General features: G+C 46.8%; 19 protein-coding genes, 2 tRNA genes, 3 rRNA genes and 4 pseudogenes. 5 read left to right on the top strand and 23 right to left on the bottom strand.

The features are described 5' to 3' along the window. Positions 1-80: 80 nt before the first annotated feature. Together EL216_RS08505 and EL216_RS08500 are read left to right on the top strand one after the other, a co-directional pair. Positions 81-491 carry an HIT family protein gene (locus EL216_RS08505; protein WP_085390940.1) on the top strand — a complete coding sequence of 137 codons (411 nt, stop codon included), beginning with the start codon at positions 81-83 and terminating at the stop codon, positions 489-491. Between the two features lie 32 nt (positions 492-523). Next, the gene (locus tag EL216_RS08500) at positions 524-1,690 is read left to right on the top strand and encodes an LD-carboxypeptidase (protein WP_085390939.1); all 1,167 of its coding nucleotides are present in this window, start codon (positions 524-526) and stop codon (positions 1,688-1,690) included. Positions 1,691-1,759: 69 nt separating this feature from the next. On the opposite strand, the gene EL216_RS08495 is transcribed toward EL216_RS08500, so the two are convergent. Then, a complete protein-coding gene (locus EL216_RS08495; protein ID WP_085390938.1) occupies positions 1,760-3,004 on the bottom strand; it encodes a YihY family inner membrane protein in 1,245 nt (414 codons plus the stop codon). 48 nt (positions 3,005-3,052) lie between these two features. Between EL216_RS08495 and wrbA the strand changes: the two genes are divergently transcribed. Then, complete coding sequence (wrbA, locus tag EL216_RS08490; RefSeq protein ID WP_085390937.1) at positions 3,053-3,658, top strand: NAD(P)H:quinone oxidoreductase; 606 nt, start codon at positions 3,053-3,055, stop codon at positions 3,656-3,658. A 171-nt stretch (positions 3,659-3,829) separates the two neighbouring features. Further along, entirely contained in the window at positions 3,830-4,561 is a 732-nt protein-coding gene (gene nfsA, locus EL216_RS08485; RefSeq protein ID WP_085390936.1) for an oxygen-insensitive NADPH nitroreductase, read from the top strand. Between the two features lie 69 nt (positions 4,562-4,630). Here nfsA and EL216_RS08480 read toward each other — a convergent pair whose 3' ends face one another. The 17 genes and pseudogenes from EL216_RS08480 to EL216_RS08405 form a co-directional block, all read right to left on the bottom strand. Next, positions 4,631-5,317, bottom strand: coding sequence for an OmpA family protein (locus EL216_RS08480; RefSeq protein WP_085390935.1), 687 nt, complete (start codon positions 5,315-5,317; stop codon positions 4,631-4,633). A 206-nt stretch (positions 5,318-5,523) separates the two neighbouring features. Next, positions 5,524-6,381: a YoaK family protein gene (locus EL216_RS08475; RefSeq protein WP_085390934.1), complete on the bottom strand. Its 858-nt coding sequence runs from the start codon at positions 6,379-6,381 to the stop codon at positions 5,524-5,526. A 278-nt stretch (positions 6,382-6,659) separates the two neighbouring features. Further along, positions 6,660-6,845, bottom strand: a complete 186-nt coding sequence (locus EL216_RS08470; protein WP_085390933.1) for a zf-HC2 domain-containing protein — start codon at positions 6,843-6,845, stop codon at positions 6,660-6,662. A 49-nt stretch (positions 6,846-6,894) separates the two neighbouring features. Next, entirely contained in the window at positions 6,895-7,470 is a 576-nt protein-coding gene (locus tag EL216_RS08465) for a sigma-70 family RNA polymerase sigma factor (RefSeq protein WP_085390932.1), read from the bottom strand. 98 nt (positions 7,471-7,568) lie between these two features. Then, on the bottom strand, positions 7,569-8,306 hold the full coding sequence (locus EL216_RS08460) for an HvfC family RiPP maturation protein (RefSeq protein ID WP_085390931.1): 738 nt from the start codon (positions 8,304-8,306) through the stop codon (positions 7,569-7,571). Next, positions 8,293-9,144 carry an HvfB family MNIO-type RiPP peptide maturase gene (locus EL216_RS08455; protein ID WP_085390930.1) on the bottom strand — a complete coding sequence of 284 codons (852 nt, stop codon included), beginning with the start codon at positions 9,142-9,144 and terminating at the stop codon, positions 8,293-8,295. Before EL216_RS08455 ends, EL216_RS08460 begins: the two co-directional genes overlap by 14 nt. A gap of 172 nt (positions 9,145-9,316) precedes the next feature. Beyond that, positions 9,317-9,376: pseudogene (locus EL216_RS11535) on the bottom strand (HvfA family oxazolone/thioamide-modified RiPP metallophore); the annotation flags it as partial. 6 nt (positions 9,377-9,382) lie between these two features. Next, a pseudogene (locus tag EL216_RS08450) lies at positions 9,383-9,679 on the bottom strand (HvfA family oxazolone/thioamide-modified RiPP metallophore); the annotation flags it as partial. A 112-nt stretch (positions 9,680-9,791) separates the two neighbouring features. Then, positions 9,792-10,124, bottom strand: coding sequence for an HvfA family oxazolone/thioamide-modified RiPP metallophore (locus EL216_RS08445; protein ID WP_085390928.1), 333 nt, complete (start codon positions 10,122-10,124; stop codon positions 9,792-9,794). Between the two features lie 98 nt (positions 10,125-10,222). Then, the gene (locus EL216_RS08440) at positions 10,223-10,684 is read right to left on the bottom strand and encodes an HvfX family Cu-binding RiPP maturation protein (RefSeq protein WP_085390927.1); all 462 of its coding nucleotides are present in this window, start codon (positions 10,682-10,684) and stop codon (positions 10,223-10,225) included. Positions 10,685-11,264: 580 nt separating this feature from the next. Then, the gene (locus tag EL216_RS08435; RefSeq protein ID WP_085390361.1) at positions 11,265-11,558 is read right to left on the bottom strand and encodes a ComEA family DNA-binding protein; all 294 of its coding nucleotides are present in this window, start codon (positions 11,556-11,558) and stop codon (positions 11,265-11,267) included. Positions 11,559-11,807: 249 nt separating this feature from the next. Beyond that, positions 11,808-11,920, bottom strand: a 5S ribosomal RNA gene (gene rrf / locus EL216_RS08430). Positions 11,921-12,072: 152 nt separating this feature from the next. Next, positions 12,073-14,958: ribosomal RNA gene (locus tag EL216_RS08425) — 23S ribosomal RNA — on the bottom strand. 375 nt (positions 14,959-15,333) lie between these two features. Further along, a tRNA-Ala gene (locus EL216_RS08420) sits at positions 15,334-15,409 on the bottom strand. A gap of 8 nt (positions 15,410-15,417) precedes the next feature. Beyond that, positions 15,418-15,494, bottom strand: a tRNA-Ile gene (locus EL216_RS08415). A 101-nt stretch (positions 15,495-15,595) separates the two neighbouring features. Then, positions 15,596-17,136 (bottom strand): 16S ribosomal RNA (locus EL216_RS08410). The 16S, 23S and 5S rRNA genes sit together here with 2 tRNA genes alongside, the layout of an rRNA operon. A 756-nt stretch (positions 17,137-17,892) precedes the next feature. Continuing rightward, complete coding sequence (locus EL216_RS08405) at positions 17,893-18,699, bottom strand: cytochrome C assembly family protein (RefSeq protein ID WP_085391313.1); 807 nt, start codon at positions 18,697-18,699, stop codon at positions 17,893-17,895. Between the two features lie 118 nt (positions 18,700-18,817). Here EL216_RS08405 and ffh point away from each other — a divergent pair, with 118 nt between their 5' ends. Then, positions 18,818-20,191, top strand: coding sequence for a signal recognition particle protein (gene ffh, locus EL216_RS08400; protein WP_085391314.1), 1,374 nt, complete (start codon positions 18,818-18,820; stop codon positions 20,189-20,191). 365 nt (positions 20,192-20,556) lie between these two features. Here ffh and cas2 read toward each other — a convergent pair whose 3' ends face one another. From cas2 to cas4, 5 genes and pseudogenes are all read right to left on the bottom strand, one after another. Then, a complete protein-coding gene (cas2, locus tag EL216_RS08395; protein ID WP_085391316.1) occupies positions 20,557-20,850 on the bottom strand; it encodes a CRISPR-associated endonuclease Cas2 in 294 nt (97 codons plus the stop codon). A 78-nt stretch (positions 20,851-20,928) separates the two neighbouring features. After that, positions 20,929-21,792 (bottom strand): annotated as a pseudogene (gene cas1c, locus EL216_RS08390) (type I-C CRISPR-associated endonuclease Cas1c); the annotation flags it as partial. 160 nt (positions 21,793-21,952) lie between these two features. Beyond that, a pseudogene (locus EL216_RS08385) lies at positions 21,953-22,102 on the bottom strand (CRISPR-associated endonuclease Cas1); the annotation flags it as partial. A gap of 142 nt (positions 22,103-22,244) precedes the next feature. Continuing rightward, on the bottom strand, positions 22,245-23,492 hold the full coding sequence (locus EL216_RS08380) for an HNH endonuclease (RefSeq protein WP_085391317.1): 1,248 nt from the start codon (positions 23,490-23,492) through the stop codon (positions 22,245-22,247). Between the two features lie 31 nt (positions 23,493-23,523). Next, complete coding sequence (gene cas4, locus EL216_RS08375) at positions 23,524-24,129, bottom strand: CRISPR-associated protein Cas4 (protein ID WP_085391336.1); 606 nt, start codon at positions 24,127-24,129, stop codon at positions 23,524-23,526. Positions 24,130-24,235 lie beyond the last annotated feature (106 nt).

Here is a 24,235-nt window from a genome sequence, read left to right as displayed (position 1 = left end):
AAATCCTGACCCATCAGACAAAATAAACCGTAGGCCGTATGAAAAACCGTTTCAGACGGCCTGACAACAACGGAACAGCCATGACCCCGCCCTGCCCGCTCTGCCACCTCGAAAACGAAGACGTATTGCTGCAAAACGAACACCTGCGCGTGATTGCCGTACACAACGAGCCGAATGCACCGGCGTTCTGCCGCGTTATCTGGCAGAGGCATGTGGCGGAAATGACCGACCTGCTCCCCGCCGAACGCCAAGAACTCATGGATATGGTGTACCGCGTAGAAGCGGCCATGAGACAAGTGCTGCGCCCCGTTAAAATCAATCTGGCCAGCTTGGGCAATGTCGTGCCGCACCTGCACTGGCATGTGATCGCCCGCTTTAAAAACGATGCCAACTTCCCCGCTCCCATCTGGGCGGCGGCGCAACGCGAAGCGGGCATGGCTCTGCCAGAGAACTGGGCACAGCAGGTAAAAACGCTGCTTCAGGCCGTCTGAATACATTGAACACCAGCAAACAAGGAAAATTTATGACCTGGCAACCTTCGCGACGTAATTTTCTGAAAGCATCCGCCGCTGCCGCGGGTGCAGGCATTCTGACAGCCTGCGGCAGCAGCGGAACCGCCCAGCCAATCCAACCGACCAAAGCCAAACCTGTGCAACCCAAACGTACCCCCACCCGCTCCGGCGACAACGTACTCCGTGTCGTCGCCCCATCAGGATTCGCGGACAACAGCGACCGCACCGAAACCGGCCTTACCCGTCTTTACAATGCCGGTTTTACCGTAACCAACCAGCAGGCAGGCTACCGCCGCTACCAGCGTTTTGCCGGCACTGATGCCGAACGTATTGCCGACTTCCAAGATGTCGCCGCCGGCCGTGTCGCCACGCCCAAAGTATTGATGGGATTGCGCGGCGGCTACGGTGCCGCACGCCTGCTGCCGCATATCGACTTCGAACGGCTCGGCGCGAAAATGCGTGAACGCGGCACTTTATTTTTCGGCTTCAGCGATGTCTGCGCCATCCAGTTGGCATTATTGGCCAAAAGCAACATGAGCAGCTTTGCCGGCCCCATGATATACAGCGAGTTCGGCAAACCCGTGCCCAGCGTTTACACCATGGAATCGTTCATCCGCGGCACCACCGACACCGAAAACACCTTGAGCATTTCCGCCATCCAGCGCAGCGGCGTAAATGTCGAAGGCACATTCTGGGGCGGCAACCTGAGTGTTATCGCTTCACTGGTAGGCAGCCCGTATCTGCCCGATATCCAAGGCGGCATTCTGTTTCTGGAAGATGTGAGCGAGCAGCCCTACCGTATCGAACGTATGCTGCAAACCCTGCATCTGGCCGGTATTCTTTCCAAACAGCGGGCGATTGTGTTCGGCGATTTCCGCATGGGCACGATCCGCGACGTGTATGACAGCAACTACAATTTCTCATCGGTAATCAACACCGTCAGCCGTGTTGCCAAAGTGCCGGTGCTGACCGGCTTTCCGTTCGGTCATATCGCCAACAAAGCCACTTTCCCGCTGGGCACACATGCCAAAATCCGCAGTACATCAAACGGCGGCTATTCGGTTACGTTCAGCGGTTATCCCACCCTAAACCCCTCAGGCCTGATGCTTGACGCACTTTTGCCGCCTCCGGCCTACCAACCTATCGAAGCTGTAGCGGAAGACCCTGTAACGGAATAACTCCCCATATGGCAAGAGGCCGTCTGAAAACCTTTTCAGACGGCCTCTTACTATTACGCACCGGAAACATCAAGGCTTCCCATGCTGCCCTGCTTCGTCCCCAATCCGTGCACGGGTTTCGAATTCTGCCAACGTGATGTTCAAAGTATCCAAACACGGATGCATGATTTTATCTATCGCTGCATTCACTTCATTCCGATTCAAACGTGTCGGGCGGTAAACGAAGAATTTAAACAAGTCGCTCAACTCAATCGAAGCAGCATTGGTTTTCAATACCCAACCTTGTTTGCCGTGATACACGTAGCCGTGGCGGGCAAGTTTTTCAAGCAGCTCGCCCAATTCATCGTAGCCCATATTGATGTGCGGCCGGAAATCCTGCACCTTCAATGACGAACCTTTTTTCTGAGCCTCGTGAAGCAGCAGCAGGATTTTCAATACATCGTCGAAACGGCCGCGCACATCGAAACTGCGCCGGAACGCCTCGCCCTGCCAATAAGACAGTGAAGCCGTCAGCACCGCGCCCGACAACACCAGCATCCACAACAAATTCAGCCACAACAGAAAAAACGGAATGGCGGCAAACGCACCGTAAATCAGCGTGTAGCCGTTAAACGTACTCACATACCATGCAAAACCGTAGCGGGCGGCTTCCAGCAACAGAGCCGTCAGCATCGCACCGACAAAAGCATGCCGCGCGGGCACGAAACGGTTGGGTACCAACCGGTAAAGCAACCACAGCAAAACCGTAGTAAACGCTATCGAAAACGACACGCGCAAAACACCGGCAAACAACGGAAAACTCTCGCCAAACCGGCTATAAGTGAGCAGCGAAGACCATAACGATAAGCCGATACCCAAAGTAACAGGCCCGAACGTAAGTAACGCCCAATACACCAAAAACTGCATCCACAGCGGTCGCTGCGTACTCACACGCCAGATACGGTTGAATGTTTGGTCGATGGTTTGAATCAACATCAGCGACGTTACCACCAACATAATGATACCGATGGCTGTGAGCTTACTGGCCTTGGATTGGAAGTCGTTGATATATTCAAACACCGTATCCGCACCTTGCGGCACAATGGTACGGTTGACAAAATGCACAAAAGCATTGGAAAGATTGTCGAACATTGGAAACGCCGACACCACGACCAGCGTAACCGTCAGCACCGGCACAAGTGCCAGCAAAGTGGTAAAAGTGAGACTGGCGGACACCTGCGGCACACGCACCTCATTGAAGCGTTTGTACAAAAACCATACGAATCCGCTCAGGCGCGATGCACGCAAATCTTGCCACCACGATAAATTAGGCATAATCTTCCTCAATTATCAATCGAAGTGCAATTGTAACGGAAAGTTTTAATGAACCCAAATCCCTTGAAAATCCTCATTTTGTACTATTCCCAACACGGCAGTACGCTGAATCTTGCCCGCCAAATAGCCCGCGGCATTGAAAGTATAGAAGGGTGCGAAGCCGTATTACGCACCGTGCCGAAAGTATCAGCCGTATGTGAAGCCGTGGAAAATGATATTCCCGCAGAAGGCGCACCTTACGCCACCGCTGAAGACCTGAAAACCTGCTCCGGTCTGGCATTGGGCAGCCCCACCCGCTTCGGCAACATGGCCGCCTCCGTAAAATATTTTATCGACGGCACCGTGCCGCAATGGCTGGGGGGAGAATTGATCGGTAAACCCGCCACCGTATTCACCAGCTCGTCCAGCCAGCATGGGGGGCAAGAGTCCACCCTTTTAAGCATGATACTGCCGCTGCTGCACCACGGCATGATTATCAGCGGGATACCGTTTAGCGAAGCAGCATTAAGCCATACCCAAACCGGCGGTACGCCCTACGGCGCATCCCATGTTGCAGGGCACGACGGCAAACCGAAACTGAGCCAAGACGAGCAGCAAATTGCTTTTACCCAAGGCAAGCGTTTGGCCGAGCTGGCTTTGAAGTTGGCCAGATAAAACCGAGATATATTTTCAGACGGCCTACGGTAGATAAAATGCCAAAAGGCCGTCTGAAAAACAGTGCTGGTATGCCCAAACGCTTATCAAAGCAAACGTGCCGCCAAACTGCCACTGATCCGACACCATTTTCAACCATTCTTCCAAATACCTCAAAACAGGAGAACGCTCATGATACCTTTACCTAGCAAACCCGCGCTGGAAACCGCGTTAAACCACCGTTCCATCCGTAAATTCACCGGAGAAGCAATTGCTCCCGACATGCTGGATGCCGTCTTAAAAGCAGGTCAGGCAGCTTCTACTTCGAGTTTTTTGCAGTCCACCCATATTATCCGCGTTACCGACACCGACATGCGCAAACAGCTCCGTGCCGTCGGTGCAAACCAGCACTATATCGAAACCTGCGCCGAGTTTCTGGTGTTCTGTATCGACTTCGCCAAACATAAACACATCGCCCCCGATGCCCAAACCGACTGGATGGAAATGACACTGATGGGTTCGGTAGATGCGGGCATCATGGCGCAAAATGTGCTGTTGGCGGCGGAATCGCTGGGCTTGGGCGGCGTGTATATCGGCTGTCTGCGCGACGACATCAACGCCACCGACAACATCCTCAACCTGCCCGAAAACGTCGTGCCGCTGTTCGGCCTGTGTTTGGGCCATCCCGCGCAAGAACCTCTGATGCGTCCGCGCCTGCCTACCGAATGCGTGGTATCCGAAAACGGTTACCGCGGTTTGGATGATGCGGTCTACACCGAATACAACGCCGTGGTTAAAGACTATTACAAACGCCGCAGCAATCTGGATTTGGATTTTAGCCGACAAGTACGCGACACTTTATGTCATGAAGTGCGCCCAGACGTGTTACCGTTCTTACAACGTAAAGGGCTGGCAAAACGATAATTTGCCGCCAAGCAACAAAGAGGCCGTCTGAAAATATTCAGACGGCCTCTTGCATACTTCTACCGATGCTTATTGTTGCAACTGCTGTTGGGCAGCGCGTACTTTTTCTTGATCGGGATTAATCAAGATTTCCACACGGCGGTTTTTCGCGCGGCCTTCAACAGTATCGTTACCGGCGATAGGCTGGCGCGAACCATAACCGATGGTGCTCAAACGCGAAGCTGCAACACCGCGTTGGTTCAAATAATCGGCAACCGATTGGGCACGGCGGCGCGATAAAGGCTCGTTGATCCGATCGTTACCGGTGTTGTCCGTATGGCCGGCAACCGTCAGGGTGGTGTCAGGATATTGCACCAACGTTTGTGCAGCTTTGCTCAATGCATCCATTGCATTACCGCTCAAAGCCGAACTGTTAGTGGCAAAAGTTACGTTTTCAGGCATCACCAATTTGATCTGGTTGCCTTGGCGTTGCACCTCCACATCAGTGTTGGCCAAACTTTCACGCAATTTCTTCTCTTGGTAGTCCATGTAACCGCCGATACCCGCACCTACCGCACCACAAGCTAAAGCCGAATTACGCGCACCTTTACCGCCGTGAGTGAGTGCACCGATAATGCCGCAAACAGTTGCGCCGCCCAAACCATATATGGCAGTTTTACTAGCTCTCGGTTGGCCTGTGGTCGGATCGGTTACACAGCCGGCCAATGCCAGCACACCGCTCATGGTCAATACGGTTAGGGGTTTCAACACTTTCATGGTATTTCCTTTCAATGTAAATCAGTTATTTGATCTGATTGTTCTGTTACGGCACCAGCCGCACTCTGCAATCCACTATATAGAACATCATTCAGGCTTAAAAGTTTGCTTAACTTGATATTACACAGACAATCAGTCGCTAACTTTTCCTATCGCTTCAGGCCGTCTGAAAACAGAGGAGCGTATCTTTTTTGATACAAACACATTTATTGCTTTGTTCTCTGTCTACGCAGATTGAAACGACGTACCAGTATAAATTTAATCCTCAGCCGTACATCATAGCCCACGGAACCGAAACCCAAAACAAACAATACGGCAGCAACAGGCAAAGTAAAGTGATGGCCCACCGTATGATAACCCCATGCACCAACAACTCCGCCTAGCAGAAAAGCAATCATCAATCCGGCAAACAACTTGGCTTTAGGCTTGTTCACGTGCACATGTGGTAACTTCGGATTATCACTGCGGCGGTAATACAACATCTTTGAGATTTCAATACCCAAATCAGTGGCCGTACCGGTCATATGGGTAGAACGTATCGCCCCTCCAGAAAGAATCGTCATTACCGTATTGTGCATGCCCATGATGAAACACAGCAGTAACATGGCAACCGAGGGCATTTCACTTCCTCCCCATTTCAAAGCCGCCACCCCTATCAAACCAAACAGCAACAGATACACCGCTTCCAGCCACATCGACAAACCGAAACTACCTCGAAAACGCTGACGCTTAGTCCATAAAATCACCCAACTGGAATGAGCCGCCCCCAAGATAAACGACACAACACCTAACATGGCCATACTCACGGCCTTCCACTCCCCTAAATAAGCCATATCTGCCGCATACGACATCTCACCCGTAACATGCGAAGTGTAACGCGCCACTGCAAAAAAACCGCCAGCATTAATGGCCCCCGCCAAAAAAGCCATTACATAGCCAAGCACACGAAAGCGCACATCACTGATATGATGCTCGTGAAGATACGGCTTATCAGCCTGCCAAAACGGAGGGCGATGACTTTTGACACGGCGGACTCGACGGGAATCGTTTTTCTGTTTTTCCATACAGGTTCAAAAATTTTAGAAGGACAAAACCGTTTTTCCTGCTTCTATTTCCACCGGCAAATATAGCGGGCAAATCAGGTAATACAACTTAGCAATGTCCTCGAATACTTGGGTTTCAAGGTATGACCCGCTTCTGTGTGATATTGTACAAGGCCGTTTGAAAAAAGAAAGTAGAACATATTGAAAAATAGAAACACAATAAAAGGCCGCCTGAAAAAGCTTTAACTAAAGTCAAAACCTTTTCAGACGGCCTTTTCATAATATCGAACCGACAAGGATTATCTTTTACTGATACCGTTCTGCCAATCAGAAATATTCTTACGTATAAATGTCAATTGCTTTTTATAACGGCGGCAATGAGGACAAAAAGCCAAATGCAGCAAGACCAGGCTACGTTCACTCAGAGTCAGTTTTCGATCCTGTTCTTCTGAAAGCAAAACACAAGCTTGCTTGCAATTCAACATAGTATATTTCTCCCTTAATAATTGTTATCGGTTCAAATTAAACCAATTGTTATTCGTTCAGATCAAACCAACGATGCTGCAAACAATTTCTTAAACCATTTCGGGCTCGATGTAAAATAACGTAGCAGTTATCTTTACTGATGTCAAAACGGCTACAAATTTCTGTTATTTCCAATCCCATGATTTCACGCAAATAAAAAATTTGCGCAGTATCTTCAGGCAGTCCTTGCATACAGTTTTCCAACGTTCGGAAGAAATCCTGCTGTCGGGTAAATTCTTCAGGAGCCTCCCGCCATTGTTGCGGGCTGGCAGATGCAAACCAATGACCGGTTTCATCAAAACATTCATTGTATGCATCATCAATAGCTGCATTTTCTTCTTGCAGCCCTTCAATGCTGACAATATTTTTCTTACTACGGAAATAATCAGTAATTTTGTTTTTAAGGATGGTCATAACCCACGTTTTCAAACCCGCATCGCCGCGAAACTGGCTATACTTATCAATAGCAGCAGCTAATGTCTCTTGCACAATATCTTCGGCAAGATGATCATCACGCAGCTGGATACGGGCAAAACGCAAAATATCGGGTTGTATCGAAGTGAGTAGCTTCTTGAAATTTTCCATTTTGGGATTTGAGTTTTTAATCGAGTAGCGTATTGTAAAGCTTTTACTACTTCATGACGACTTTTTTCTCGTCTCCACAATATGGTATTTCTCTATATTTACATATGGGTAGGCAGTAATACGCCCGCTTCAACCCAACCGTCTATATTTTCTCTTAACCATGCCTCAATGTCTTGTCCATCCAACATTTCTTTCAAATTATTTAAAACATTGATAAACGTATCACTTTGCTTTCTGAAATGTTCCAATAAAAACAAATCTGCATCTTCTACTGAACGATAATACACTTCATTATCAAGGTTGCGCCAAGTTAATACTATACTCGGCTCCTCTTCGATACTTTCCAAATGACTGTCAACAAAATTATAATTGTAGTGCCTGATTTGAGCAGCTGGAGCCCATGATAATACAGTGTTATCTTCCCATCGGCCGTCTGAAGCAGGTTGAACCATAGTTTCAGCATGAAGCAAAGCTGTTTCGAAATCCATCATTTCCAACACATTATCAGGTAAGCGTTGCAAACCTTCTCTAGTACGTGCATATTCAAGAAATTGTGTAGGAATATCATTAAAAAATGGCGACTCAGGACGCGCCTCAATCAGAAATCGGTTTTGCAGTTCTTGCCAGAGGGCCGCATCTGCAAATTCACTGCTGTCACTGAAACACAAATCCAAAAAACTACGCAAATTATTCCGCACTAAACGGGTATACACGGCAAGACGTTCAGAAGCGATACCTTCCGGTGCAGGCAATGAAGGATCACGCACATGATCGGCTAAAACAGACTGAAAATCCGCACTACTTATAGGTGTTGTTAAAACACTACGCTGCTGCATGACGAGCCTCCTCTGCTTGTTGCTGAATTGCAGCAATACGGGAGACTTCAGCTTCAAGCTCTGCAAACGGCGGGAAATTACTATCTCGCTCTAGTAATGTAGGCACATTATGTGGTAACTTATGACAAGTATAGGCGAACAAGTCCCAAACATCAGCACAAACAGGTTGCCCGTGTGTATCTATCAATAGGTTTTCACTTTCTTCATCATGCCCTGCCATATGCATATAGCACACTCGATTTAAATCAGTGCGATTGATGTAATCGTTTGGCTGCACAATACCGTGGTTAACAGCATTCACATAAACATTATTCACATCAAGATGAATGTTACAATCTGCCTCACGTACAACAGCATTCAAAAAATCAACTTCATCCATCTCCGCAATCGGGCTGTGAGCGTAATAAGATGTATTCTCTATTGCAATGCGCTGCTCAAGAATATCTTGCACTAAACGAATACGAGCAGCAGTGTGGTGAACTGACTCTTCAGTAAACGGCAGCGGCAGTAGATCATAAACATGTCCGTGATGGCTGCAATAACTCAGATGTTCAGAAAAGAATTCAATATCATATTGTTGTAGAAACGCTTTAACCTGTCTTAAAAAATCAATCTGCAATGGATCTTGCCCACCTAAAGATAAAGATAGACCGTGACAAGCAATAGGAAAACGCTCAGCAACTGCATCAAATTTTTTACGCGCAGCTCCCCCCATTCTTAACCAATTTTCAGGGGCGATTTCAATAAATTGAATCGCACTGGTTTCAAGATTCAGATTCAGAAAGTCATCGGCCATACTACGTTTATAACCTAAACCTGCTCCGTGTAAGGTTTTCATTTTGTGCTCCTTAGAAAATAGATATATCCGTATCAAAATGCTTACTGTAGCATGTCTAAACACATTGATAGAGAAATACCCGTTTAATAGCGGAAGACCGTCCGAAAGGTTCAGACGGCCTTTCCAAGATATTTAAAAGGTGTCGATTTGTTTACTGCTTCAGTTTAGCGGTTTAACCGCCGCATTTACCTTCGCCGCATTTACCTTCACCGGCTTTAGTAGATTTCTTCTTACCGTGTGCTCCGCATTTGCCTTCACCGCATTTGCCTTCGCCAGCTTTAGATGATTTCTTACCATGTGCACCGCATTTACCTTCGCCACACTTACCTTCGCCGCATTTACCTTCACCGGCTTTAGCAGATTTCTTCTTACCGTGAGCACCGCATTTGCCTTCGCCACACGCACCTTCGTGTGCCTTTTTAGCAGCAGTTTTCACGATGTTAGAAGAAGCATGTTTGCTTTCAGCAAATGCAGCTTGACTACCCAACAAGGCCAATGCACCGGCCAATGCAATTAAAGATGAAGATTTTTTCATAGATACTCCTTAGTTTTATTGAGAGAAAAAGAATTTATATCACAGCTCACTTGTCAAATCAGGTCGTTTAAATCTGAAAAACTTGCCTATTCAAACGGCCCGAACTAAAAAATCAATGGCTACCGCACTTGCCCTCACCGCATTTACCTTCGCCAGCTTTTTCGCCAGCGTGTGAGGCTCCACACTTACCTTCGCCGCATTTACCCTCACCAGCTTTTTCGCCAGCATGTGAGGCTCCACACTTACCTTCGCCGCATTTACCCTCACCAGCTTTTTCGCCAGCATGTGAGGCTCCACACTTACCTTCGCCGCATTTACCTTCTTCAGCTTTAGGTGCTGAAACACTAGCGGCAGGTGTTGATTCTGCTGAACCATTTGACTGCCCCTGACAACCAGCTAATGCCAAAAAACCAGCTAATGCAATCAAAGAAGAAGTTGTTTTCATGTTTTAATGCTCCTGAATAAATTTTAATTAGATTAAAAATTTGAAATTTAAAAAATATGATTGGATAAAATTTTTTAATGAACTATTTCATTATTAGGTCATAAGGAATTTTTCTTATCCACTCGTCTGAAAATTACATGATCCAATGATAAGCGCCCCATACCTTGCATAACTAACGGCAGCAAAGCCACTAGGTAGATCAAAGCCATTTTGTAACCATTGCTACATACGTTGTAACCATTTTCACCATGCACAGCAACCCAAGCTACTATGGTCACACCCATCAGTGCTAATGCTCCCCAACGGCCAGCTAGCCCCAATATCAACAAAATAGGTACGACTAGTTCAGTTCCCATTGCTAATACCCAATTGAAATCTGCAGAAAACAGATTAAAAGGGAAAGGGAATGAATCTTGGATACTCGCAAACCAGTTTTCACCATTCCACTTTTCAAAACCTGCTTCCCAGAATTCATAAGCTACGAATAGACGTAATCCTAAAAGAGCAATATCTTTACCCCAAGTATCCGAAAAACGGCTTAAACAAGCGGCTTTAATCATAATTTTTTCCTGAAAATTAATGTTATGCTAAGTAGACGACCAATAACGGTGTTTCTTACTCAACACTAAAAATTTTTCGAACTATATTTATATCCTTTTGATTTATATAAATTAAAAATATTCAATATATAAGAAATAGCCTAATAGAAATTTATGATGGTTTTATGAAAATTACTTCTCGAGAACAAAAAATAATTTCTCATCGATTCCATCTTAAATACCGATATAACTCTATAAATAATATTGTAATTTCAACAGTTATTTTATTTATATACCATTGTTTTTTTAATCTTCAGTTTATTCTTTTGTAATTTAATAATCTTGATATCATAAATCCATGAGTTTCTTATATAAAGCAGATAAAAAACCAATATCACCTCCTATAGCCGTTTTGCCTCAAGCCCCGAACGGCCCGGTGGTCGGGTGTTGAGCCCGCTTTCATGACAGGACTTCATCAACACCCACGACATTATCCCTCCCAACCTCCATTATCACCCTCTTTCCTGCCACATCGGCCTCTCCCACAAACGCCAAAGGCTGCGGAGTCACCCCCACAGCCCCAACATCCTTCCAGGCTTCCTTACTTCTTCAGCACCGGCTGCGCCTTCCCTTTCGCCGATCCATGACCGGATACCACCGCCTCCACTTTCAGCTTCGACAATATCCCCTCACCGATTCCCTTTACATTCTTCAACTCGTCCACACTCTTGAACTTGCCGTTCTGCGTCCGGTATTCCACTATCGCCGCCGCCTTCGACGGCCCGATTCCCGGCAGTGCCTTCAATTCTTCCGCCGTCGCCGTATTGATGTTCACCGCCGCCAACGACCACGCCGATACCAGCAGACCCACCAGAGCCAATACATACCGTTTCATGTTTTCCCTTTCATAATATGAATTCAAATAATCTTATTGCTGTCAATAACCGCACGAATCCGGAAACATACTTCCATATCGCAGAAACAGCTGCGCTATCATAAGCATATTTCCCCTCCCGCTCAAACATTTTCAGCGCAACGCTGCCGACCCACTCCCCCACTGTCGCCCTCCCGCGACAACACCCACGTCCCTCCCCTCCAAGTAAAAACCCCCGATACTTCTCAGTATCAGGGGTTAGCAATGAGTGTCTGGCAGTGACCTACTTTCACATGGGTATCCACACTATCATCGGCGCTGAGTCGTTTCACGGTCCTGTTCGGGATGGGAAGGCGTGGGACCAACTCGCTATGGCCGCCAGACGTAAACTGTACAAATCGGGAAAGCCGTCAGGGAAATGCATCCCTTCTCTTTATTCTTCAATCAACGGTGATGGGTATCGTCTTCAAGACTGATATAAGCTTTATTTTCGAAGCCTCAACACCCACTACGGTGCAAAAGTCCTTCAAATGATAGAGTCAAGCCTCACGAGCAATTAGTATCGGTTAGCTTCACGCATTGCTGCGCTTCCACACCCGACCTATCAACGTCCTGGTCTCGAACGACTCTTTAGTGCGGTTAAACCGCAAGGGAAGTCTCATCTTCAGGCGAGTTTCGCGCTTAGATGCTTTCAGCGCTTATCTCTTCCGAACTTAGCTACCCGGCGATGCGACTGGCGTCACAACCGGTACACCAGAGGTTCGTCCACTCCGGTCCTCTCGTACTAGGAGCAGCCCCCGTCAAACTTCCAACGCCCACTGCAGATAGGGACCAAACTGTCTCACGACGTTTTAAACCCAGCTCACGTACCACTTTAAATGGCGAACAGCCATACCCTTGGGACCGACTACAGCCCCAGGATGTGATGAGCCGACATCGAGGTGCCAAACTCCGCCGTCGATATGAACTCTTGGGCGGAATCAGCCTGTTATCCCCGGAGTACCTTTTATCCGTTGAGCGATGGCCCTTCCATACAGAACCACCGGATCACTATGTCCTGCTTTCGCACCTGCTCGACTTGTCGGTCTCGCAGTTAAGCTACCTTTTGCCATTGCACTATCAGTCCGATTTCCGACCGGACCTAGGTAACCTTCGAACTCCTCCGTTACTCTTTGGGAGGAGACCGCCCCAGTCAAACTGCCTACCATGCACGGTCCCCGATCCGGATCACGGACCTGGGTTAGAACCTCAAAGCCACCAGGGTGGTATTTCAAGGACGGCTCCACAGAAACTGGCGTCTCTGCTTCTAAGCCTCCCACCTATCCTACACAAGTGACTTCAAAGTCCAATGCAAAGCTACAGTAAAGGTTCACGGGGTCTTTCCGTCTAGCAGCGGGGAGATTGCATCTTCACAACCATTTCAACTTCGCTGAGTCTCGGGAGGAGACAGTGTGGCCATCGTTACGCCATTCGTGCGGGTCGGAACTTACCCGACAAGGAATTTCGCTACCTTAGGACCGTTATAGTTACGGCCGCCGTTTACTGGGGCTTCGATCCAATGCTCTCACATCTTCAATTAACCTTCCAGCACCGGGCAGGCGTCACACCCTATACGTCCACTTTCGTGTTAGCAGAGTGCTGTGTTTTTAATAAACAGTCGCAGCCACCGATTCTCTGCGACCCTCCAATGCTTACAGAGCAAGTCTTTCACATCGAAGGGCATACCTTCTCCCGAAGTTACGGTATCAATTTGCCGAGTTCCTTCTCCCGAGTTCTCTCAAGCGCCTTAGAATTCTCATCCTGCCCACCTGTGTCGGTTTGCGGTACGGTTCTGATTTAGCTGAAGCTTAGTGGCTTTTCCTGGAAGCGTGGTATCTGTCACTTCTTGTCCGTAGACAATCGTTATCACTTCTCGGTGTATAAACATCCGGATTTGCCTAAATGTTCCACCTACCGGCTTGAACGACCTATTCCAACAGGCCGCTGACATAACCTTCTCCGTCCCCACATCGCACTAAATCAAAGTACGGGAATATTAACCCGTTTCCCATCGACTACGCATTTCTGCCTCGCCTTAGGGGCCGACTCACCCTACGCCGATGAACGTTGCGTAGGAAACCTTGGGCTTTCGGCGAGCGGGCTTTTCACCCGCTTTATCGCTACTCATGTCAACATTCGCACTTCTGATACCTCCAGCAACCTTCTCAAGTCACCTTCATCGGCCTACAGAACGCTCCCCTACCATGCACTAGGTGCATCCGCAGCTTCGGTTATAGATTTGAGCCCCGTTACATCTTCCGCGCAGGACGACTCGACCAGTGAGCTATTACGCTTTCTTTAAATGATGGCTGCTTCTAAGCCAACATCCTGGCTGTCTGGGCCTTCCCACTTCGTTTACCACTTAATCTATCATTTGGGACCTTAGCTGGCGGTCTGGGTTGTTTCCCTTTCGACAACGGACGTTAGCACCCGCTGTCTGTCTCCCATGATTGCACTTTCCGGTATTCTTAGTTTGCCATGGGTTGGTAAGTCGCAATGACCCCCTAGCCATAACAGTGCTTTACCCCCGGAAGTGATACATGAGGCACTACCTAAATAGTTTTCGGGGAGAACCAGCTATCTCCGAGTTTGTTTAGCCTTTCACCCCTATCCACAGCTCATCCCCGCATTTTGCAACATGCGTGGGTTCGGACCTCCAGTACCTGTTACGGCACCTTCATCCTGGCCATGGATAGATCACTCGGTTTCGGGTCTACACCCAGCAACTCATCGCCCTATTAAGACTCGGTTTCCCTACGCCTCCCCTATCCGGTTAAGCTCGCTACTGAATGTAAGTCGTTGACCCATTATACAAAAGGTACGCAGTCACCTAATTAATAGGCTCCCACTGTTTGTATGCATCAGGTTTCAGGTTCTATTTCACTCCCCTCCCGGGGTTCTTTTCGCCTTTCCCTCACGGTACTGGTTCACTATCGGTCGATGATGAGTATTTAGCCTTGGAGGATGGTCCCCCCATATTCAGACAGGATTCCACGTGTCCCGCCCTACTTGTCGTATACCTAGTACCACTGATGAAATTTCGAATACGGGGCTATCACCCACTATGGCCAAGCTTCCCAGCTTGTTCTCCTATCTCAACAGCTATCATATACAGGCTCCTCCACGTTCGCTCGCCACTACTTGCGGAATCTCGGTTGATTTCTTTTCCTCCGGATACTTAGATGGTTCAGTTCTCCGGGTTCGCTTCGCTTATCCTATGTATTCAGATAAGGATACCGTACAAAATACGGTGGGTTTCCCCATTCGGACATCACCGGATCATAGCTTTATTGCCAGCTCCCCGATGCTTTTCGCAGGCTTACACGTCCTTCGTCGCCTATCATCGCCAAGGCATCCACCTGATGCACTTATTCACTTGACTCTATCATTTGAAGTACCTTTTTGACTTCGTTGCTACAGTGTTGACTACCTTCGCAACTTAAAGGCCTCTACTTTGATAAAACTTACTGCTTGTTGTGTACCGAACTGTGCCTTTTGTCTTTCACAGCCCGGTCGATACAATCATCACCCAAATACTGCGGCTTACCTGTTACGGCAAGCCGACATTGTCTTTGTTTGTTGATTTCGGCTTTCCAATTTGTTAAAGATCGATGCGCTTCTTAAAAAAAGGAATAAGTAAACTTTTCCTTCTCTAACCTACACAAATTAAAATATTCTTTACTTCATCTTTATCTATTCAGATGCCAAACATCTAAAGACTAAAGACAAACAAAAATACTTTGATTTGCAAAGTATTTGGTGGAGGCAAACGGGATCGAACCGATGACCCCCTGCTTGCAAAGCAGGTGCTCTACCAACTGAGCTATGCCCCCCAATCTCTTGGTGGGTCTGGGAGGACTTGAACCTCCGACCCCACGCTTATCAAGCGTGTGCTCTAACCAGCTGAGCTACAAACCCAGATTACTCCAACTTCGTCGGGATTCTCCCAACCAGTCTTGCATCTTTAATACACAGTTTACCGATAAGTGTGAATGCGACCAAACCTCTTTTTTCTCTAGAAAGGAGGTGATCCAGCCGCAGGTTCCCCTACGGCTACCTTGTTACGACTTCACCCCAGTCATGAAGCATACCGTGGTAAGCGGGCTCCTTACGGTTACCCTACCTACTTCTGGTATCCCCCACTCCCATGGTGTGACGGGCGGTGTGTACAAGACCCGGGAACGTATTCACCGCAGTATGCTGACCTGCGATTACTAGCGATTCCGACTTCATGCACTCGAGTTGCAGAGTGCAATCCGGACTACGATCGGTTTTCTGGGATTGGCTCCACCTCGCGGCTTGGCTACCCTCTGTACCGACCATTGTATGACGTGTGAAGCCCTGGTCATAAGGGCCATGAGGACTTGACGTCATCCCCACCTTCCTCCGGCTTGTCACCGGCAGTCTCATTAGAGTGCCCAACTTAATGATGGCAACTAATGACAAGGGTTGCGCTCGTTGCGGGACTTAACCCAACATCTCACGACACGAGCTGACGACAGCCATGCAGCACCTGTGTTACGGCTCCCGAAGGCACTCCTCCGTCTCTGGAGGATTCCGTACATGTCAAGACCAGGTAAGGTTCTTCGCGTTGCATCGAATTAATCCACATCATCCACCGCTTGTGCGGGTCCCCGTCAATTCCTTTGAGTTTTAATCTTGCGACCGTACTCCCCAGGCGGTCAATTTCACGCGTTAGCTACGCTACTAAGGCATCAAGTACCCCAACAGCTAATTGACATCGTTTAGGGCGTGGACTACCAGGGTATCTAATCCTGTTTGCTACCCACGCTTTCGGGCATGAACGTCAGTATTATCCCAGGGGGCTGCCTTCGCCATCGGTATTCCTCCACATCTCTACGCATTTCACTGCTACACGTGGAATTCTACCCCCCTCTGACATACTCTAGTCACCCAGTTTCAAACGCAGTTCCCAGGTTGAGCCCGGGGATTTCACATCTGACTTAAGTAACCGTCTGCGCCCGCTTTACGCCCAGTAATTCCGATTAACGCTCGCACCCTACGTATTACCGCGGCTGCTGGCACGTAGTTAGCCGGTGCTTATTCTTCAGGTACCGTCATCACCCAAGGGTATTAACCTCAAGCTTTTCTTCCCTGACAAAAGTCCTTTACAACCCGAAGGCCTTCTTCAGACACGCGGCATGGCTGGATCAGGGTTCCCCCCATTGTCCAAAATTCCCCACTGCTGCCTCCCGTAGGAGTCTGGGCCGTGTCTCAGTCCCAGTGTGGCGGATCATCCTCTCAGACCCGCTACTGATCGTCGCCTTGGTAGGCCTTTACCCCACCAACTAGCTAATCAGACATCGGCCGCTCAAATAGCGCAAGGCCCGAAGGTCCCCTGCTTTCCTCCTCAGAGAATATGCGGTATTAGCCATCCTTTCGGACAGTTATCCCCCACTACTCGGTACGTTCCGATGTATTACTCACCCGTTCGCCACTCGCCACCAAAAGAGCAAGCTCTTCCGTGCTGCCGTTCGACTTGCATGTGTAAAGCATGCCGCCAGCGTTCAATCTGAGCCAGGATCAAACTCTTATGTTCAATCTCTAACTTTAACTTCTGGTCTGCTTCAAAGAAACCGACAAAGATATTTATCTTGTCTGTTTTTGTCGCAGTGTGAGGCCCAATCGCACTCACACTTATCGGTAATCTGTTCTGTTAAAGAGCGTCCCGAACATCATCACAACCAATACTGCCTAACGCAAAATCTGTTATAATGAATATTCGCTTTCAAACACCGCCGAAGCAGCGAAGAACCGAACTATACCCGCCCTCCCCCAATAACGTCAACCCCACAGCAGAAAAATCCGACCGAAAAACAAACAGACCACTGTTTTATCAAGAAATTTTATTTATTTTTTGATGCTCTTTATCAACTGACTTCATCCACAGCCCAAATTAAGATTATTTAGAACTGAATCAAATATCTGATTTTAATAATTTTAAAATTACTCAATAAAATTAAAAAGTCTTTACAGCTTACATAAAATTAAATTCTACAAACATTTAAATATCAGCTTTTTAAAACCAGCTTACTACGTGTTTTCTCGATTCTATTTTTTATTTTTTGCCTACTGACTTGATTGCTTGCTCTTTTATTTTGGATAGATTAAATTCTGTTACATAAAGTGATTTATTTCACACCGCCAAGTACACAAAGGCTTGAGAAAAATTGAGAGAGAAATCGTAATTTGTATTTGTTCACATGTTAAGAAGGCCGTCTTAAGATATTTTTAAGACGGCCTTCTTAACATGTGAACAAATCAATATCCACGAGAAAAAATATTAATGTTATTGTTATTTATGTAACACTACTTCTAATATAAATTTACTACCAATATATGCAAGCAACAGGCTGATAAAACCAACTATTGTCCAAACTGCTGCTTTTTTGCCCCTCCATGCGGTCATACTGTGGTTTAGCAATAATCCACCATAAATCAGCCATGACAATACACCAAACACCGTTTTATGAGTGAATGATACCGGCCTGCCAAATACGGCTTCTGCAAAAAACGTACCGCTCACAACGGAATAAGTTAAAAGTATGAACCCCGCCCACATGCCTTGAAACATCAATTTTTCCAGACTGAGCAATGGCGGTAAGAATGATACGAGCGGCGAGAATCTTTTTTTATGTAGGTCGTGATTCAACAATAAAATCAACACTGCCAGCAAAGTTACGATACCAAATAATCCATAAGCCAATAATGAAGTACTGATATGTAACATAAATGGCCAGTCGCTGATTTGATAACCGATAAATTTACCCGGAAACACCAAACCAAGTAATAAAGACAAAGCAGCGCAAGGATATAGCAATAACTGCAACCCTCTCAAACAGTAAAAAAAACTACCCATCCAATACATCATCAGCATCAACCATACAATCAAACTGATTGAATATCCGAATCCCATTATCAAAACTTGGTCTTGCAGCACCGGTAAAGACAATACTGCCCCATGCGTAACTAATGCCGGCATAAGTATGCCCAACTCGGTTTTTAACGGATATGGTTTATCGTTACGTTTTTTGTGATGCAGCCATACAAACCCTGCCAGTCCGGCATACACTAACATGAGGCAAATCAATACATATGGCATGACAAACTTTCTTATCTTATGTGTACATATTCATCAACGCACACGTGGTGTAAAATATAGCAATTTTATCAAATAACGCCCGATTCGGGCAGCTATTCTCAATTATCTAAGGATACGCATGTTAGACAACTTAACCAACCGCTTCAGTAATGTACTGAAAAATATTCGCGGCCAAGCCAAATTAACTGAAGACAATATTAAAGATGCCTTACGGGAAGTGCGCCTCGCATTACTTGAAGCTGACGTTGCCCTACCTGTTGTCAAAGAATTTATCAATAACGTCAAAGAAAAAGCCCTTGGCCAAGAAATCGCCGGCAGCCTTACTCCCGATCAAGCGTTTATCGGCGTTGTGAATAATGCACTCATAGAATTGATGGGCAAAGAAAACAGCACACTAAACTTAGCTGTATCACCTCCTGCCGTTATTTTGATGGCCGGCTTACAGGGTGCAGGTAAAACAACTACCGTTGGTAAATTATCCCGCTTACTAAAAAATAATAACCAAAAGAAGAAAATTCTAGTTGTTTCTGCCGACGTTTACCGCCCTGCCGCTATTGAGCAACTGAAATTACTTGCAGAACAAGTAGGCGTAGATTTTTTCCCGTCCAATACAGGCCAGCAACCTGTTGAAATTGCAAAAGCCGCCGTAGACCACGCCAAACGGCATTTTTATGACGTATTAATGGTTGATACCGCAGGCCGCCTGGCAATTGACGAAGAAATGATGAACGAAATTAAAGCCCTGCATGCAGCGGTTAATCCTGTTGAAACACTGTTCGTTGTCGATGCCATGCTCGGCCAAGATGCCGTAAATACCGCTCAAGCATTCAACGAAGCTCTACCGCTAACCGGTGTAATTCTAACCAAAATGGATGGCGACTCACGCGGCGGCGCGGCATTATCAGTACGCCAAGTAACTGGGAAATCAATTAAATTTATTGGTGTAGGTGAAAAAATCAGCGGCCTTGAGCCTTTTTATCCCGACCGCATTGCCAGCCGTATCCTCGGCATGGGCGACGTATTGAGTCTCATTGAAGACGTACAAAAAGGCATTGATGAAGAAGCCGCCGCTAAAATGGCCAAAAAGCTAAATAAAGGCAAAGGCTTTGACCTCAACGACTTCAAAGAACAAATCCAACAAATGCGCAATATGGGCGGGCTGGAAAACCTGATGTCGAAAATGCCGGGTGAACTGGGCCAACTTTCCAAACAAATCCCCGAAGGTACGGCAGAAAAAGCAATGGGACATGTCGAAGCCATCATCAATTCCATGACGCCTAAAGAACGTGCTAACCCAACATTGATCAAAGCAAGCCGCAAACGCCGCATTGCCGAAGGTTCAGGCACTTCGGTACAAGAAGTTAACAAAATGCTTAAGCAGTTTGAACAATCGCAACAGATGATGAAAATGTTTAGCGGCAAAGGCATGGCAAAACTGATGCGCATGGCAAAAGGAATGAAGGGAATGAAAGGCATGTTCCCCAGCTTGTAATTTCTATCCATCTGTTAAATCATTTTCTATTTTTTACTGATTAAACAGAAATAAGGCCGTCTGAAATTTTTTCAGATGGCCTTGTCTAATTCAACACCCGAAAGCGGCTGGGTCCGAGATGAAGAAAATAAACCTTTCATGGATGTTTCAACACACAGCCGCCCGAAGGCGGCTGAAGCCTTCTCGGAAACCTTTATCCATCAAGGCTTGCTTAGCCCTGATTCGCTAAAGCTCTCCGAAAATGAGAAAAGCGAGTATAACACAGCCTTTTCCGCTACACTCGCTTTCCTAATTTCCTGATTGTTAAAGAACAATCCTGCATCGCTAACCACCCCGCATTTTCATGAGAACCGCAGGTTAGCGATTCACACTATGAGCGTATCCTGAAACACATCCACTGCTGCCTTCGCGCCGTGATGTTCCACCTTGCGCCGCCATTTGCTGCCCAGATGATAAAAGCGCAAGCTGTCGGTTTCGGGCTGGTAAGTATCCAGCAGCTTGGCCTTCAGTTTTACCCACTGATCCGGCGTAATGTCGCACTCGAATACCGAATATTGCACGCGCACGCCGTAATCCAAACAATGATTGGCGATGCGCCGCAGCCTCGCCTGCCCGGCCGCGTCTTCCAGCGAAATATCATAAGTAATCAACATCAACACGCCATTTTCCCTTATTTATTTTTCAGACGGCCTCAAATATAAGCGGAAAGGCCGTCTAAAAATGCCTGTCTGAAAAACTCAACGCATCAAAAACGGCAGATATTCCGCCAAATCCCCGCGCAAATGGCGCGCCAGTAGCATCGCCTGAATATACGGCAGCAGGCCGATTTCCACCTCCGCCTGCAAAAAAGGATGCACAATCTTCTCCTGCTTTTTCGCCTGCAAGGCTTGAAAAACCAGTTTGCGCGCTTCGGGTTTGATACTCACCGCGCCGCTGGCCTCATGCACAAAATCCTGCGGCTTGATTTGTCCGCGGTTAATCAGGGAAAGCACCAACCTATCCACCCACCACGCGCGGAACTCTTCCAAAATATCCTGCGCCAAACTGTCGCGCCCCGGCCGGTCGGCATGCAGAAAGCCCACCTGCGGATCCAAGCCCACGCCCTGCAACGCCCCGCTGATGTCCTTGCCCAGCACCGCATACAGAAAAGACAGCAGCGCATTCACCCCATCGCGCGGCGGACGGCGGTTGCGACCGTCAAAATCAAAACCGCTTTTCTCCGCAAGCAAATACCGGAACACCCCGAAATAACGCGCCGCCGCATCGCCCTCAATCCCGCGCACCTTGTCCAAACACTCCGCCCGCTGCAACTGCTGCAAACTGAAATTCAACGCCGTTACCGCCGCCCGCACTTCCGCATGCTCGCCATGATTACGCAAACGCCGCTGCAACACCCGCTTGGCCGACTGAATCTTCGCCGCAATAATATGCCGCGCAATCGGCACAGGATTCTGCTCCGACAGCCGATACTGCGCCCGCCGCAACAACACATTACCACTCTGCCGCCCCTGCAAACGCCCCAAGAACCGCCCGTTTTCAGTAAAAAACGCCAAATTCACATTGTTTTCACCGCAAAACCCCATCAAAAAGGGCGACACAAGGGCGAGCCGACCATTCAGGATAGCTCGGATTTTTCGCGATAAGCATGCAGATACAAGGCAAAAAGCGCAGCAAGGTTGCACACCTTGCGAGCATTTTTAACGCAGTAGATGCGTGTTTAGCGCGGAAAAGATGCCATCATGAATGGTCGGCTCGCCCTGATACATTGCCGAAACAAAAAATATGCCCGATCGCATGCACCGGCAACTGCGCCACCTTCTTGCGCTCCTGCTCCACCACCAGCGTTTCCCGTTCTTTGTGAAGATAACTGCCTTGCGTGGTGATGTAGAGTGTGTTTTGCAGTTTGCGCATATTTGTAAAATTCCCTTGATTTTGACCGCGCTTTCATTTGAGAACGGCTCGCCGTTTAGGCCGTCTGAAAAATAACGTATTGTTTTCAGACAGGCATTAGATAGGTAATGCCTGCCTGAAAACGGTTTAAATGCAGCTTATGTTAGACCAAGCCAGCATTTGTCAACTGGCTACTACTAACACACTCACAAACTTCCTTTTTTTGTTCTTCAGAGATATGCGGAAAATTTTCTTTTATGATTTTACTCAAAAGAAATTTTTTCACATTAAATTCTACATATTTTTCAGCATCTGATTTTAATATTAAACCAACTCCTTCGGGTATTTTGCAAAAAGTAGAATCTATATATAAGATTTTTCTTGCTCCATCTGGTAAGTCTGAATGCTCACATATTTTTAGTGCAAACTCGTTGTGATTGATACTTAAGTAGCCTATTACATCTTTTCCAGTTTGAAAAATTGAAATTACGATTGCCCCATCTTCGGATAAGAAAGATCTATTCTCTTCCGATTTCAAAAACATCTTGAATCGCCCTATATCATAATCAGACAAGACTGCTCTTGAAGAATATGATCTAACAATTTCTATTAACTTAATAGCAATATTATGATAAATGAAGTCATTCCCCATAAATCCACACAAAACACCCAAATACAGTTTAGATAAAAAACGCACATAATCATTTAAATCAATCAACAGGCTTGACTTAAACCCTGCAGAGTTTTTTGCAGCCGAAGGACTTAATCTTTCTTTTATTTTTTCTTCTTGTTCAGTAAACTCCCAAATAAACTTTAAGCCCCTAACACCCAATTCATCTTTTATTTGCTTACGATACAAAACCATTTGTTCTTCATTAAAAATTGAATCACATAAAAAATCAACACAAAGCAAAATTTCTAATTTCTTATAATCTTTAAATTTTATTCTAATATCATTTAATAACTGCTGGATTTCTTCCTTACCCAGTTCTTTTGTTAAAAATAAAAATAACTGAGATTTTTTACTCTTACTTAAAGGTGCGTGACCTCCTACCAAGCCAAGAAATTCTTCAGTATTTTCCTTAACCCAAAACGCAAACGACTTATCATTACTCATCATTTCCACATGACTATTTTTAGATATTAAGTCATAAATTTCATCATCATCTTCAAAATCTATAGACGTAAATTGACCAAAAAATACTTCATTATTAAGCTTATTTAGCTCCATTACATTTATAAACGAACGAGCAAATCTTGCATCTACATGTGTACCCAATCCACTATTGCATGACCGACACAAGTTTAATCTTTTAAATTTATCATCACTTTTCTTTCCACCAAGAAACCGTGGAATAGAATGTTCCAATGACATTTCAACATTATCTTTTTCACACAAAAAGCATTTCATACTTAGCTCACTATTATAAGAAAAACGTTATTTACTCCCCAAACAACCCCGCCACATACCCTACCGACCTATCCCTCTCCATCAACTTCGGCTGACAAACCTCCACCAACGAACAGGCTTTGCAGCGTTTACCATATTCGGGCAGCGGGGTGATGCCGCTTTCCAAAAGCTCGCGTACTTCACCAATCACCGTAAGCGTTTGTGCCCGCAGGCTACCTGAAAAGACAACCGGCACGCGGTGGCAGGTTTGCCCGTACCACAATACGCCCTCTTCCACCGCTTGCCCTGTCATTTCCTCCAAGCACAAGGCTTGGGCGCAGAGCTGGATTTCGTCGAACGGTTCGGGCTTGGGTTTGCCGCGTTTGTATTCGACGGGTTTCAGACGGCCTGTCTGAATATCGCGCTCGACCATATCCAATACACCATGCACGCCCAAGTTCTCCGCCGACACATGCACGCTGCGCTCGAAGCGCACGCCCTTGCGCGTTTCCGGCTCGCCGCCGTCCACCCGCTCATGCAAAGCACGGCCTTGTGCGGTCAAAAAATTCTCCGCCCATACTTGCTCGTTATGAATCAAGGCACACTGACGCGGACAAAAGGCGTAGTGTTGCAGGGCGGAGAGTGGGATACTTGTCATGGTATTTTTTCTCATCCATAAGCGCTTATATTGATAAAAAACCTCTATATAAAGCGCTTTATAAGATCTGTTTTTATCACCAATAAGCGCTTATTACGAGAATTTT

The sequence above is a fragment of the Neisseria animaloris genome (assembly GCF_900637855.1).
Classification (GTDB): Bacteria; Pseudomonadota; Gammaproteobacteria; order Burkholderiales; family Neisseriaceae; genus Neisseria; species Neisseria animaloris.
This window is presented reverse-complemented; position numbering and strand designations above follow the sequence as displayed.

Excerpts from the sequence above, each read along its gene's own strand:
- nfsA (WP_085390936.1), top strand. The coding sequence starts at position 3,830 with ATGATACCTTTACCTAGCAAACCCGCGCTGGAAACCGCGTTAAACCAC.
- wrbA (WP_085390937.1), top strand. The coding sequence starts at position 3,053 with ATGAACCCAAATCCCTTGAAAATCCTCATTTTGTACTATTCCCAACAC.
- EL216_RS08480 (WP_085390935.1), bottom strand. The coding sequence starts at position 5,317 with ATGAAAGTGTTGAAACCCCTAACCGTATTGACCATGAGCGGTGTGCTG.
- EL216_RS08500 (WP_085390939.1), top strand. The coding sequence starts at position 524 with ATGACCTGGCAACCTTCGCGACGTAATTTTCTGAAAGCATCCGCCGCT.
- EL216_RS08455 (WP_085390930.1), bottom strand. The coding sequence starts at position 9,144 with ATGAAAACCTTACACGGAGCAGGTTTAGGTTATAAACGTAGTATGGCC.
- cas4 (WP_085391336.1), bottom strand. The coding sequence starts at position 24,129 with ATGACAAGTATCCCACTCTCCGCCCTGCAACACTACGCCTTTTGTCCG.
- EL216_RS08470 (WP_085390933.1), bottom strand. The coding sequence starts at position 6,845 with ATGTTGAATTGCAAGCAAGCTTGTGTTTTGCTTTCAGAAGAACAGGAT.
- EL216_RS08465 (WP_085390932.1), bottom strand. The coding sequence starts at position 7,470 with ATGGAAAATTTCAAGAAGCTACTCACTTCGATACAACCCGATATTTTG.
- EL216_RS08495 (WP_085390938.1), bottom strand. The coding sequence starts at position 3,004 with ATGCCTAATTTATCGTGGTGGCAAGATTTGCGTGCATCGCGCCTGAGC.
- EL216_RS08475 (WP_085390934.1), bottom strand. The coding sequence starts at position 6,381 with ATGGAAAAACAGAAAAACGATTCCCGTCGAGTCCGCCGTGTCAAAAGT.
- EL216_RS08460 (WP_085390931.1), bottom strand. The coding sequence starts at position 8,306 with ATGCAGCAGCGTAGTGTTTTAACAACACCTATAAGTAGTGCGGATTTT.
- EL216_RS08435 (WP_085390361.1), bottom strand. The coding sequence starts at position 11,558 with ATGAAACGGTATGTATTGGCTCTGGTGGGTCTGCTGGTATCGGCGTGG.
- EL216_RS08440 (WP_085390927.1), bottom strand. The coding sequence starts at position 10,684 with ATGATTAAAGCCGCTTGTTTAAGCCGTTTTTCGGATACTTGGGGTAAA.
- ffh (WP_085391314.1), top strand. The coding sequence starts at position 18,818 with ATGTTAGACAACTTAACCAACCGCTTCAGTAATGTACTGAAAAATATT.
- EL216_RS08380 (WP_085391317.1), bottom strand. The coding sequence starts at position 23,492 with ATGAAATGCTTTTTGTGTGAAAAAGATAATGTTGAAATGTCATTGGAA.
- EL216_RS08405 (WP_085391313.1), bottom strand. The coding sequence starts at position 18,699 with ATGCCATATGTATTGATTTGCCTCATGTTAGTGTATGCCGGACTGGCA.
- EL216_RS08445 (WP_085390928.1), bottom strand. The coding sequence starts at position 10,124 with ATGAAAACAACTTCTTCTTTGATTGCATTAGCTGGTTTTTTGGCATTA.
- EL216_RS08505 (WP_085390940.1), top strand. The coding sequence starts at position 81 with ATGACCCCGCCCTGCCCGCTCTGCCACCTCGAAAACGAAGACGTATTG.